General features: G+C 42.7%; 5 protein-coding genes. All 5 read left to right on the top strand.

The window, feature by feature from the left end:
* The first annotated feature begins 317 nt into the window (after window positions 1-317).
* Window positions 318-1,496: an ion channel gene (locus ACIPUA_RS01235; protein WP_042846838.1), complete on the top strand. Its 1,179-nt coding sequence runs from the start codon at window positions 318-320 to the stop codon at window positions 1,494-1,496.
* A gap of 29 nt (window positions 1,497-1,525) precedes the next feature.
* A complete protein-coding gene (gene ccmA / locus ACIPUA_RS01230; protein WP_042846837.1) occupies window positions 1,526-2,158 on the top strand; it encodes a cytochrome c biogenesis heme-transporting ATPase CcmA in 633 nt (210 codons plus the stop codon).
* Complete coding sequence (gene ccmB / locus ACIPUA_RS01225) at window positions 2,143-2,808, top strand: heme exporter protein CcmB (protein WP_042846836.1); 666 nt, start codon at window positions 2,143-2,145, stop codon at window positions 2,806-2,808. Before ccmA ends, ccmB begins: the two co-directional genes overlap by 16 nt.
* A gap of 453 nt (window positions 2,809-3,261) precedes the next feature.
* Window positions 3,262-4,971 (top strand): ShlB/FhaC/HecB family hemolysin secretion/activation protein, encoded by a 1,710-nt coding sequence (locus ACIPUA_RS01220; protein ID WP_042846835.1) that lies wholly within the window; start codon window positions 3,262-3,264, stop codon window positions 4,969-4,971.
* Window positions 4,972-4,982: 11 nt separating this feature from the next.
* Window positions 4,983-15,191: two-partner secretion domain-containing protein (locus tag ACIPUA_RS01215; protein WP_449059211.1), on the top strand; the 10,209-nt coding region annotated here is incomplete at its 3' end.

Genomic DNA, 15,191 nt, shown 5'->3' with positions numbered 1-15,191 from the left:
TCTTGTTTTCTATTATCGTTAAGTCACATTGAAAAATAATTGGGAAATCGGTGTTTAGATAAAAAGGTGTAAATTAAGTTCAAAAATATGTTATCTATCAATAAGGATTTCTTAATTTTTCTTTGTTTTTTTCATGTTAGCAAATAGCCAAATAAGGTGACATTCAATTATAGACGATGTTTTATAGGTTATTATAGAAATACTATGATGACGGATAATTATGTGTTATCGCATTTAGCGAATTGATATTATCCTTTGATATATTTATGGTATATCAAAAATTTGCAAATTTTATCAATAAAGGGTGAGAGCAACTCATGTTAGACAACTCATTTGTGGCTTTTCTGAAATCATCCTTATCAATCAGGGTATTACTTTCTTTACTGATTATTATTGATGGTGCAATGATTTTAAAACCTGTTTTAAGCGCTTATACAGACTACATTGATTGGCGTGAATCCGGGCTAACACAGTGGTTAAAATCATTAGGCTTTATGAAATTACTGGATATCCCGCGTTTCCTATTGGGGATTTCATTGATTTTCCTTTCGTTATTTATGGTCAATGGTGCGCGGATCGCCTGGGTGTTTTCGTTGTTTTTACTCGGGATCATTTCATTTGTTGATCTAAAATTAGTGCAAGAAAATATTCACCAAGGCTATTTCTCCCTCGCTTTGTTAGTGGCACTTTGCGTATTTTGGAAGCTATATCATCACCATAGCTTAACCAGTGCAGGGTTCGTGGCCATTACCTGTATCATTGCATTATTGCTCTATTCAATTTTTGGTACTTTGTATATTGGTGATGAATTTTTACCTGTCGTTAAAGATGGCACGACCGCTTTTTATTTTGCTTTGGTTTGTATGACAACAGTCGGTTTCGGCGACATTGTCCCAGTCACCGTGGATGCACGGATATTTACAGTGACAGTCATTCTTTTAGGGATCACGATTTTTACCACTTCAGTGGTTTATATCGTTGGGGTATTAGCGAAAGGCACAAAAGAAATTGTGCGTAAGAGGTTTTCTTATATGAAAAATCATTATGTGGTGATTGGCAGTACCCCAATGGCTGTGAATGTTTACCAAAGCCTGAAAAAACGTGAATTACCTGTTGCAGTTATTTGCCAAGAAAACCATCGAAGTCACTATCCAGAAAAAGATAACATTGTAACTGGGGACCCAACGAGTAGTGAATTACTCGCTGCAGCCAATGTAAAGCATGCTAAGTGTGTGCTGATTATGACAGACAGTGATTCACTCAGTACATTTGCTTTATTGGGCGTGAAAGAGTTAGCAGGGAGTGATAACCCAGTTAAAACTGTGGTTTTGATCAACCAAGAAAACAATATGGATAAAGTTCGTTTATTGAAGCCGGATATGCTGTTTTCATTATCGACTCTAGGCTCTGAAGTTTTGATGCAAGTGCTTTGCGGTGACGCAATATCCAATGACTCGATTAGTGATATGCTGTTGAATAAAGTTGCAAAAAGCTAACCTCTAAATCAAAACAGGAATTCTGCTTCATGCTAAGTGCTCAACAGGTGAGTTGCCATCGGCAAAATAGAGTGTTATTTCACCAGCTAGATTTTACGGTGCAGCCCAGTGAAATTTTACAGGTCGAAGGGCCAAATGGGGCGGGGAAAACCACCCTTTTACGCATGGTGGCTGGGCTATTAAAACCTGATGAGGGGGCTATTTGTTGGAATAATCAGCCGATTGATAAACTTAAAGAGGAGTTTACCCGTCACCTACTTTATTTAGGGCATAAACCGGCAGTTAAATCCTTATTGACCCCTTACGAAAACCTAAAGTTTTATCATCAAATGCATCATAAAGGGGATGCTGGAGAGCAGATTTGGTCTGCTTTAGAGGAAGTTTCTTTAATTGGTTATGAAGATATCCCTGTTAGCCAACTGTCAGCAGGGCAACAGCGCCGAGTGAACTTAGCTAGGTTATGGCTAAGTGATGCACCATTATGGGTATTAGATGAGCCGTTTACTGCGATTGATGTAGCTGGTGTGGAACGCTTAACAGAGCGTTTTCATCAACATGCAAAACAGGGGGGCATCATTTTATTTACCTCTCATCAAGCCATGTCGGGGCAATTTGGGTCACTAAAACTGACTGGTGGGGTTGAATCATGTTTTGGTTATTAATTAATAGAGAACTCAAAATTGCATTTCGTGGTTTTTCTGAACTGATGAACCCGTTGTGGTTTTTCTTAATTGTTATCACATTATTTCCGCTAAGTATCGGGCCTGAGCCCCAGTTATTAGCGCGTATCTCCGTAGGGGTGTTTTGGGTGGCTGCAATTTTATCGTCACTCTTATCATTAGAACGCTTATTCAAAGACGACTATCTTGATGGTTCCCTTGAACAGTTGTTACTCGCACCACACCCCTTATTTATTAGCGTATTCGCTAAAGTTATCGCCCATTGGTTAGTGACTGGTCTGCCGTTGATCCTGTTATCTCCCATTGCCGCATTAATGCTGTCTTTCAGTGCTGATACACTTTTAGTGCTTGTGGGGACGTTACTATTAGGGACACCAGTGCTGAGTTTTATTGGGGCGATTGGGGCCGCATTAACGGTTTCATTGAAGAAGGGCGGTGTTTTAGTGAGCCTGCTAGTTCTTCCTTTATATATCCCAGTACTTATTTATGCGACAGGGACGATGGAAGCCCATAGTTTTAAAATGCCATTAGATGGCTATTTTGCTATTTTAGCGGCTTTATTCGCTGCGAGTATCACTTTTTCCCCTTTAGCGATTGCTGCGGCATTAAAAATCAATATCAGTAATAGCTAACTGGTTTATCTCATCTATATTCATCAAAAAGCCCTCTGAAACCTTCGTCTTTTTAGTTCGAGGGGAGAAAAGAGGGTTTTAAAAACTCGAATAAGTTTTTTCCTCCTTCCTGATAAAAAAGTGTAACAAACTATTTTAAATGTAATTAATTAGATTCTCTTTACCCTCTAATTGAGTGTACCTTGCAACTATTTGATTCTAATTTACTTAAATTTTCATTCTAAGTGCATTTACTTGGGGTTAACTAAGCCGAAAATTTATATTGAATACAACTATCATGGATATTGTATTTGCTATCCATTTGATAAATTTATCTTTGTAAGAAAATTCTGTATTTACATTTTAATTAAATAATTAACATTAAATAATAAACATTAGGATTGTCATTTAAACAAAAAAATGTAAAGTTACGTATATTGACTTAACTTAAATGTAAATAATTAAAAAAAGCTAATGATTAATGTACGTACCTTACTACTCGGAACTCTTTTTTCTACCTTTTGTTTTCCTGTTTTAGCAAAAGAACAGTTATTGAAGCCGGATAACACCGATAACTTATTCAATCGCCAAACGCATCAACAACAAACTTTACAACAACAGTTTGATGCGAAATCCCCTGATGTAAATTTATCCGCGGCTATAGCAAAAACACGGTTAAAATTTCCGCAAGAGAATCCCTGTTTCTTAATTGAACGAGTTGCTGTCAGTGGGCAAGAGGCGTTTCCCCATTGGGTGCCTATTGAAAGGCTAGCGAATCAGGCAGTGGGTCACTGTATTGGTATTGATGGCATTAATTTATTAGTGACAGATGTCCAAAATAGATTAATTAGCCATGGCTGGATCACCAGTCGCGTATTGGTTCCCGAACAAGATTTATCGACTGGCGTTCTCCAGTTGGTTGTGATGCCCGGAAAAGTGCAAAAAGTCATATTTACGGATGACTCATCACAATACAGTACGCTGTATACCGCGATGCCAGCACATTCAGGTAATTTATTAGATTTGCGTGATATCGAGCAAGGTTTAGAAAATCTACAACGTTTACCTACTGTGCAAGCCTCAATGGAAATGGTGCCGGGGGATGGCCCAGGGGAAACCCAAATCGTAATTAATCGGCAGCAGTCACGCTATTGGCATGCAGGTGCGTGGGTGGACAATACCGGCTCAAAAAGTACCGGTAAAAACCAAGCAGGGGTGATGTTGGCACTGGATAACCCGACTTCGCTTAGTGACCTTTTCTACATTACGGCAACGCGGGATTTAAGTTTTTCCAGCGATAAAGATACTGCCAACTACAGCGCTCATTATTCGGTACCCTTTGGGTATTGGCAATTTGCCACTACCGCAAGTGATTATGAATACACCCAAACCATCGCTGGTGCAAACAGTGATATTGAATATCGCGGTAAAAGCAAAAGCCTGAACCTGCAACTGAGTAATGTGCTGTACCGTGATGCGACGGCTAAAACGACCGCCACCTATGATGTGAATTTGCGTGAAACCCGTAACTTTGTACAAAACACCGAAATTGAAAACCAAAAGCGCCGCACTACCGCATGGAAATTGGGCTTAAATCACCGCCAATATGTGGGGCAATCAACTATTAATTTAGGGGCGAGTTATCAACACGGTACGCGTTGGTTTGGTGCGATGCCTGCTTTTGAAGAGTTTCGCAGTAAAGACTCCCAAGATTATGCGACGGCACTGGCCATTATTATGCAGTTTTCAGCCTCAGCGAGCGTGCCTTTCAGCGTAGCTGACCAAACCTTGCGTTTTGATACGCAATATTTACGCCAACGGAGTGACCGGCCGCTGACCCCCCAAGACCAATTCAGTATTGGTAACCGTTGGACAGTCCGTGGGTTTGATGGCGAACGTACTCTCAGTGCGGATGAAGGCTGGACGCTACGTAACACATTATCATGGGCATTACCTGTCCCCGCTCAAGAGCTATATGTGGGCGTCGATTATGGCAAAATTAGCGGGCGTGGAACTGACATTAATTTAGGTACACACCTTGCAGGCGGCGCGATTGGCCTACGTGGTGCAATCAACCCTGCCAACTTAAGCTATGACCTTTCAATTGGCACCCCATTCTCTAAACCCGATGGTTTTAAAACAGACCCTGCTACATTTGCGTTTTCGGTTAACTGGAATTATTAAGGACTCTCAGGATGAACAAGTTATTTTATCGCTTAATTTTTAATACTGCCCGCCAAATGGTGATGGTGGTGGCGGATATTACGCGCAGTCATCGTGCGGGCCCTGCCTGTTCAAGTGAAAACCGTGTTGAGAAAACCGCAAATAATCGCGTACGTTGGTCAATCAAGCCGATTGTCACTTCCCTATGGCTAACATTGGGAATGGTGAGCTTTAGCGCTTCTTCGTCAACGATTGTTGCGGATAGTAAAGCGCCGGGTAACCAGCAACCCACTGTCGTGAATACACAAAATGGTTTGCCACAAGTCAACATTCAAGCGCCAAATCGCGATGGTGTATCTCGTAACCAATACAGCCAATTCGATGTTGATCATAAAGGGGCGATCCTCAACAACAGTAGTACCAACGTCAATACGCAACTCGGTGGCATGATCCAAGGCAATGATTGGCTCGCCAAAGGGGAAGCTAAGATCATCCTTAATGAGGTGAATAGCCGCGACCCTAGCCAGCTCAATGGCTTTATTGAAGTTGCAGGGAAAAAAGCCGATGTGATCATCGCCAACCCAGCAGGGATCACCTGTAATGGTTGTGGTTTTATTAATGCGGACAAGGCGTTACTTTCTGCCGGTAAAACATTGATTGAAAATGGCAAAATTAAGGGCTTTGACGTTGATAAAGGCAGTATCAATATTGTCGGTAAAGGCTATAACGGCAATGGGACTAACTACACAGCGTTGATCGCTCGCTCAGTGAATATTAATGCCAAATTACATGCGAAAGATTTAGCGATTACGACAGGAAAAAATACTGTTGCGGCGGATGGGAAAACCATTCTTAAAACGGATAACTCCTCTACTGATGATAAGCCTGAATTTGCTCTAGATGTGGCTGCATTAGGGGGGATGTATGCCAATACCATCAAAATGCGTGGTACAGAACATGGTGTTGGGGTACGAAATGCAGGGCATATTGGTGCAGAAGCCGGGGATATTACACTTTCTGCTGATGGTAAAGTGGGTAACTCTGGGGTGATCACCGCCAGTCACAATATTGCAATAAATAGCCAGAAAGCTATCAATAACACAGGCACCGTACTGGCGCAAAATGATATCCAACTTAAGGCGAAACAGGTAATAACCAACACCGATAAAGGCCAAATCGTCGCAGGGCGCGATGCAACGCTAAGTGCTGAGCAAATCAATAGTGACCGTACCGCATTATTAGCCGCGGGGGTCGATAGTAAAGGTAAGCTTACATCAGCGGGTTCATTAACGGTTAAAGGCGAGAAAGAAATAGCATTACAAGGGGATATTGTTGCTAAAGACTCATTAACAGTAACAGGCAGCGGGGTAGATCTATCCCATTCCAATACCCAAGCCAAAAATATCGCGCTGACGTCTACCGCAACGGATATTCGCACCCAAGAAGCGCATTTACTGGCAACGAACAACGCGACATTGACTGCTAAACGCGGCATTGATAACCAAAAAGGGGAGATTGTTGCTCATCAACTCACCTTATCTGCTCCCGAGTTTATCGACAACCAACAGGGTAAGCTCGTTCAAAAAGGAAATTCAAAAAATACCTTACACACTAAGGTATTAGGTAATCAACAAGGTGAGGTCAATCTAGCGGGAGAGACTTCCGTTATCACGCAACAGCTGAATAACCAATCGGGTCAGTTATTAAGCCGTGATGGCAAAATGGATATTCAAAGCCAAAGCCTGAACAACCAGCAAGGCACGTTGTTAGCCTCTGGTAAGCAAGGGCTAACTATCAAAGCGGATTCACTAGATGGGCAAAAAGGGGAGATCCTCACCAATGGTGCATTGAATTTAACCGCACAATCAGTGAATTTAAATAACGCCACCACCCAAGCAGAGCAAATCACGTTACAAGCGAATACATTATCTCACCGTCAAGGCAATATGTTGCAGACGGGGAGTAAAGCCATGGGGCTTAATGTGACTAATGAGCTTGATAATTACCAAGGAAGTATCACATCCAAAGGTGATTTACGCTTACAGGCAGAAAAAGTCGACAATACAGACGGTAAATTACTAACGGGGGCGAACCATCGCTTAGATGTTACGTCTGCAAAGGTGTTTGATAACACCCGTGGTGTTGTCCAAACCGATAAGTATTTGATGATCAAAGCGGATAAACTGATTAACCAACAAGGTAAAATCAGCAGTTTATCGGGTGCAGCTTTATTGACAGCAAATAGTTTAGACGGTGCACAAGGCACTATTTTTGCGAAAAACACATTAGGCATCGAAAGCGCTGATATCAACTTAAACCAAGGTTTAACCCAAGCGGATCAAATTTCTATTTTAGCCAATAACTTCATCCATCAGAGCGCAACCTTATTGCAAACAGGGGAAGGAAAAACCAAGCTGCATATTCAAAATCAATTTGATAACCAGAAAGGGGAAATCTCCAGTAATGGTCAAGTTGATATTGTGGCAAACGAGTTGAATAACCAAGAGGGGAAAATCATTGCCGCCAAACAGGGGCAATTGACACTGAGTATTCAACAGGCGCTGAATAATACGCAAGGAATATTATTAGGTAATCAGGGGGTTCAGCTCGCAGTAGAGCATTTAATTAACCAATCGGGCAAAGTTATTGCCAGTTTTGGTGATAATCATCTGGCGTTAAAACAACTGGATGGTGAGAAAGGGGAAATCCTTTCGAAAGGTAAACTCGCCTTAACAGGAGATAACCTGAACCTCAATGATGCAGTGACACAAGCCGATAATATCCAAATTGATGGGCAAAGCCTTTCCCATCAACGTGGACAAATGCTACAAACAGGTAGTGAAAAAGGGGAAATTAAACTAGCTCAACACCTTGATAACCAATCAGGAAATATTAGTAGCCAAGGCACATTAAGCTTGGATGTGGCTAAGCTTTCTAACCAGCAAGGTGTGGTAGTGGCATCAAAAGTAGGGGCTTTGATCTTAAATGCAAAGCAGGGCATAGATAACACCCAAGGGACATTGTTTGCCGAGCAAAATTTTATGCTCAACACGCTCTCGTTCACGAATACCGATGGGAAAGTGATTAGTAAACAAGGCAATATGTCGGTTTCGACTGAAAACCTGCAAGGCCAACGTGGGGAGATGGTTGCACAAGGTGACTTATCACTTAATGGTAAAGACATTGACCTAAGTGCAGCGACTACGCAAGCACAACACATCCAATTGACAGCGAATAATTTAACGCATCAACAAGGGACGATGACCCAACTGGGTGAGCAGCAAGGTACTATTAACCTATCCCAACATCTTGATAATAACACAGGGGATATCAGTGGTAATGGTTCTTGGCTGATCAAAGCCAATACCCTTGATAATCAACAAGGTCACATATTCAGCGCAAAAATGGGTAAGTTAGACTTACAAATTCAGCATGCTCTGGATAACACAGGTGGAACGCTAACAGGCCGACAAGGCGTGTTTATGGAAGCCCAATCGTTGATCAACCGTACGGGAAAAGTGATCGCCAGTATGGGGAATGTGACATTAAACAGCCAGTCACTGGATGGCGATAAAGGCGAAATACTGGCCGCAAATACGTTGAATATTCAAACGGGTGCTGTTTCACTGAATCAGGCTATCACTCAGGCTGAACAAATCTTAATAACGGCAAATACCCTTGACCACCAAGGTGGGAAATTATTGCAAACTGGCGATACAGCAGGGGAAATTACGTTACAAGGTTATTTGAACAATCAAGCGGGTGAAATAGGGAGTAACGGTAATTTTACTCTACAAGCTGATTCTTTGAATAACAACGATGGGCAAATTATTACCGCGAAGAACGGTGAGCTCACTATTAATTTGCTGAGTGAGTTATTGAACCAACATGGGGCTATTGTTGGTGAAAATAACCTGAATATTAGCGCAGATAGCGTTGATAACCGAGAAGGTAAGCTGGTTGCTCGTCATGGTAATGCAAAACTGAACATTACTAATAATATCAATAACCAAGCTGGGTTAATTGCCGCAGAACGCCTTTTACAGATGCGCAATCAGGCGCTGCAAAACCAGTTGGGCTACTTACAAGCCAATGCTATCAATATTAATACCCATAACCAGCGGTTTGATAATACACAGGGCTCACTGTTAGCTCAGCAAACACTGGTATTAAATAGCGGCCAACTAGACAACCAGCAAGGCTCAATTCAATCAGGCAGTGAGATGCTGATTGATACCCATGGTGAGCAACTGATTAATACCCAAAGCGGTGATGACAAAGGGATTTATGCGCAAGGGGGTTTAACCCTAACTACCGGTAAGCTCAATAATGAGCAGGGCCGTATTGTGGCAAAAAATGCACTGACATTGAACAGCCAAGGGGTTAATAACCAGCAAGGTTTGGTGGGAAGTCAGTCCGAGCTGACAATGAATATCCAACAATTGGATAACAGCGAAGGGGTGATCAAAGGGCAATCCATTAATATTGATACCCAAGGACAGCGTTTAACTAACCTAGCTAAAACAGATGAACAGGGGATTTTTGCTAGCCAAAATTTAGCATTAACCATTGGAGAGTTAATTAACCGCCAAGGGAAAATTCAAGCTAGTCAAATTTCACTCAATAGCCAGAAAAAGCGTGTTGATAATAGCGAAGGTGAAATTCTTGCCGCCAATGATTTAACGGCGAATACGGGAGCGCTGGATAATCAACAAGGCCGACTGCAAGCAGGCCATCAGCTGACTCTGAATTCCCATGGTGAAGTGGTGAATAATAGCCACACGCAAAAAAATGGTGGCATATTAAGTGGTGGAGGCTTATCCATTGACAGTGGCAAGCTTCTTAACCAGCAAGGACAAATTCAAAGTTCGGAAGCGGCATCGCTCACCACCACAGGTATTGAAAACCAGAATGGCCAAATTTTTGCGGGTCAGTCAATGGATATCAATACCCAGCAACAGGTGTTATTAAACCAACAGGGCACATTAGCGAGTAATGGCAAGCTCGAACTGAATACAGGGGATTTAACTAATACCCAAGGTACTGTTCAAGGAAAACTTGGACTTACCGTGAATGCTGAGCAGATTGATAATCAAAAAGGGTTATTACTGAGCCAATCGGCGTTAAACGTGACAGGAAAGAACCTCGATAATACTCAAGGGGTTGTTCAGTCACAGGGAAATGCAACGCTGGATATTCATCAACGGATTGAAAACCAGCAAGGGCAGCTTTTGTCTGGTCAAAACCTGAACGTGAATACGCAACAGCTCAATAATGCGAGTGGTGTTATTCAAGGCCTCAATAATGTTGAATTGGCAGTAAAACAGCAAATTGAAAACCAACAAGGCTGGATCAAGGCTAATGAAAACCTCGATATTTCAGCTCAATCTATTGATAACAAAAATACAGCTAAAACAGGTAAAGGTTTGGAAGGGCAGAATATCACCCTGAAAACCACGACATTAGATAACCAAAGCGGTGCACTCCGTGCAGGGCAAGCCATTGAAGCGAATGTGGCACAAAGCTTGAATAATATTCAAGGGATGCTCTCAGCGGGAACTCAGTTGAATGTAACTGATAATGCCCAAGGTAAAGCCTTAGTATTATCGAACCAACAAGGGGTGATGGTTAGTAATGGCTCAGCCGCTATTTCTGCGGACCAATTAACGGGCGAAGGCAAGGTGATTGCACAAAAAGCATTATCACTGACACTTAACCAGTTATTTGAAAATACAGGGCGCATTCAAGCTGGCGAGAACTTAACCGCGAATTTTGCACAAGGCTTTACCAATAAAGGGTTATTTTCTAGCCTTGGCGAACTGGCGTTAACCACTACGGCCGTTATCAACCAACTTTCCGGTGAGATCAGTGGGCAAAATACCCGAATTAAAGCCAGCGGTCAGGTGCTTAATACTGGGCTTATAGACGGTGTATTAACTCACATTATTGCGAATTCTTTAGATAATCTAGGCACAGGGCGTATTTACGGAGATTTCCTAGCAATAGCGGTCAATTCCCTCTTGAATGATAAGCAAGGGGATAAAGCGGCCGTTATTGCAGGGCGTAAAGAGGTTAACCTTGCGGTTTCTGAGCTATTAAACCGTGACCATGGTTTGATTTACAGTGACGGTGATTTAGTTATCGGTAAGCAATTAAATGACCAACTACAAGCCACTGGTCATGCCAAAAGTGTGAAAAACCACAGTGCAAATATTGAAGCGTCAGGCAACCTCACACTGAAAACTGATTTACTTGAAAACAAAGATATCCATTTGCAACTAACTGACGATGCAGTGGAGGTCAGTCGTGAGCACTTTGATTGGTATGATGCGGGTAATGGTAACCGTTATAAGTTGCAACCAAGAAATGGTAATCAAACTCGTTATGCGATTAATGAAGATGGCACGCTCAATAAAGAAGTGGGTATTCATTATGAAAAATCCAATCGCTGGCGGATGTTTGAATACGGAAACTGGACAAAATATTTTTATGAATATGATTACGACCGTATTATTTATGAAACACAAGTTATCAAACGCGATGCAGCACTGATCACCAGTGGTAAGCATTTGACGATTGATGGGCAGCAACTGAACAATGAAAATTCACGTGTTGTGGCAGGGCAAAACCTGATCTTAACAGGCTATGAACTAAACAACGAAGAAGCGCAAGGTGTTCGTCGTATTTTTGAGGATGGAAACACGATTTATCGCTATAAAGGCGGTAAAAAATGGAAAACGCGTACTAGCACGTCAAAATACCAAGGGGTTAATAGCGAAGAAGATTTAGCATTACATTTATTAGAAGTCACCGAAAATGCGGGTGGTATCAATAAAACTCAGCTCGATTCAGTGAAAGTGAATAAACTTGACGGGCAAGCGGAGGGGGTTTCTGCTGCAAGCCTACAAGATAACCAAGGTTCAGCTATCACTGAACAAACGCTAAAAGAGGGTAAAAATACGCCATTAGACTTGTTACCAGGTCAACAAATGGAAGTGACGCAATTACCGTCGATTTCAGCCAAAGTGGATGTCAAAGATGACAAATCAGTTGACTCATCATTGCAAGTCGAAAATGCCAATGTGGGTAACGGCACTGACATTCAAGGGCAAAATGACGCTGGTAAAGGGGAGAACATCACAGCAGAGACTGGCTCTCAAGGTAAAGATAACCTCGATACAGTGATCAGAACCGTTGGACCAAATACCCAATTACCCGACAACAGTCTATTTAATCTAACACCTAACAGTGATAGCCAATTCCTGATTGAAACAGACCCACGCTTCACTAACTATAAAAAATGGTTGTCGAGTATTGATATTGTCACGAATGAACAGCTGCATAAGCGGTTAGGTGATGGTTACTATGAGCAGCGTTTAGTGCGTGACCAACTGATTGAAACTACTGGGCAGCGTTTACTGGGTAACTACAGTAGTGACGAGGAACAGTATCGTGCACTGTTAACCAATGGTGTGGCATTCGGTAACCAATTTAACCTGACACCGGGTATCGCCTTAACGCCAGAACAGATGGCGAATTTAACCACAGATATTGTGTGGATGGTGAATAAGGAAGTCACGTTGCCGGATGGACGTGTTGAACTAGTGAGTGTCCCGCAGGTGTACGTTCGTGCTCGCCAAGGGGATCTAAACGGCAATGGAGCATTACTGGCGGGGCGCAATGTTTCTGCGAATATGACTGGCAATATCCTTAATAGCGGCGAAATTAGTAGCCGTGAATTGACGGACTTACGTGCTGAAAATATCGAAAATAGCGGCCGCATTCAAGGCAAAGACATACAGCTTGATGCCCTAAAAGATATTAAAAATGTTGGTGGGGAAATCCGTGGTTTAGACAATGTTTCGTTATCAGCGGGGCGCGATATTCTCAGTGAAACGGCGCAGCGTGGGGATGGCAAATCACAATGGCTCGATCGTCCTGCCAGTATCTATGTCACGGGTGATAATGGTCAGCTTACCTTAAAAGCGGTGCAAGATATAAACCTAATCGCGACAGATATCGGCAACTTAGGGGTTGATGGCAAAACATCGATAATTGCAGGGCGTGATATTAGTTTAGAAACTCGCGATGTTAGCTCGGCATTTGATTACACCCATAATTCAAGCAATTACTATCGTGGCGCTAACAGCACAGAGGTTGGCACACAAATCCAAACTCAAGGGGATTTAACCTTATCTGCGGGGCAAGACCTGTCTGCCCGTGCAGCAAACGTGAGTAGCGGTGGGGAGTTAGCGATCAATATTGGGCGTGACATCAATATTACTTCCGGTATTGAAACAAGTGATTATGCGAAACACACCAAACACAAGGATAAAGGCTTCTTATCAAGTACCACCAAAGAAACCCATGATGAGGTGAATGAGCGCACAGCCATCAGTAGTACATTCAGTGGCGATAGTGTGAAAATGACGGCAGGGAATGACGTGAATATCGAGGGGAGTAATATACTCGGAACTAACGATGTTACCGTCAATGCTGGCAATCAATTGAATGTAACCACTTCTGACGAAGCACTGCATGAAACTCATGTGTCGAAAACCAAAAAATCAGGGTTAATGAGCAGTGGCGGTTTAGGTTTCACGGTTGGTTCAACTTCACAAAAAGTGACTACCGAAACCGATAGCAACCAGAAAAAAGGCAGTGTGATTGGCAGTACGGCGGGAGATGTAAACTTAACCGCTGGTGGCAGTGCAAATATTCACGGCAGTGATGTGATTGCGGCGAAAGATATCAATGTAACGGGCAGTGATGTGAGTATCACCGCGGCTGAAAATAGCCGTACGGATATCACCACGGTGGAAAGTAAATCCAGTGGGTTGACGGTATCGTTAGGCGGTACAACGGGTAGCCTGTTAGATGGTATGGCGCAGACTGCAAAATCAGCGAAACAAGAAGATGATGGTCAGTTAGCTGCACTTAAAGGAATGAAAGCGGGCTTACAGGGTGTACAAGCTCAGCAAGCCGGTGAGTTGGCTGGACTGAAAGAAGGTGGTAGTGTGGCAGATGCCTTTGGCGTCAATGTGTCTTATGGCAGTAGTTCTTCAAAAACCACCACGAAAACACAGCAAAATACCGCATCAGGTAGCAGCTTAAGTGCTGGGGACAATGTCAACCTTACAGCCACAGGTAAAAAAGAGGGTAGCCAAGGCAACCTGACGGTACAAGGCAGCCAAGTGGATGCAGGTAAAAACATAACCTTAACTGCGAAAAATGATATTAACCTGACCAGTGCCACCAACACTCAAACCGTGAATGGTAAGAACGAAAGTAAAGGCAGTTCAATCGGTGCAGGTATTAGTACGGGCGGTTGGAATGTTAATGCGAGCGTGAATAAAGGCAATGGTTTTGAGAAAGGCAATAGCCAGTTCTATACCGATACAGAGGTTAATGCGGGTAAACAACTGACGCTGAACAGTGGCAAAGACACCACGCTAACCGGTGCGCAAGTGAGCGGTGAAAGCGTTAAAGCCAATGTGGGTGGGGATTTGACCCTATCTAGCCAACAAGCGACGGACAAATATGACTCGAAGCAACAAAGTGGCAGTGTATCTGGCAGTATTGGGTCAAGGTTGAATACCACAGCTTCCGTGAATGCCAATAAAACCGAAATGCACAGCGATTATCAATCGGTAGATAAGCAAACGGGTATCAATGCAGGCAAAGGCGGTTTTGATATTACGGTGGGTGAGCATACACAACTTGATGGTGCGGTCATAAGCAGTACGGCAGAGGCGGATAAAAACACATTGGATACAGGTACTCTGGGCTTTGGTGATATTAAAAACAAAGCGGAGTACAAGGTGGATAGCCAAAGTGGTGGTTTCAGTACAGGAGGCACACCATTTGAAGACCAGTTAATGGGGAATGCAGCGGGTTCACTGCTGACCAATGTGAATAACAAAGGGAAAGACAGCAATACCACGCATGCTGCGGTATCGGAGGGTAACATTGTTATTCGCGATAAAGACAATCAGAAACAAGATGTCAGCGAATTAAGCCGAGATACAGACAATGCTCATGAAAAACTCAATACGATTTTTGATAAAGAGAAAGAGCAAAAGCGGATAGAGAAAACGCAGTTAGTGGGCGAGTTAGGTAAGCAGATTACTGATATAGCGGTGACGAATGAAAGGATAGAAGCCACTAAGAACGAAAGGAAAAACTTTGATAAAACGCCAATGACAGACGATGAGCGTAAGAAAGCCATTGCTTCTATCAAA

Source organism: Providencia sp. AGC89 (genome assembly GCF_053543535.1).
Note: the sequence above shows the minus strand (reverse complement) of the source record. Positions and strands in the feature narration are given on the sequence as shown.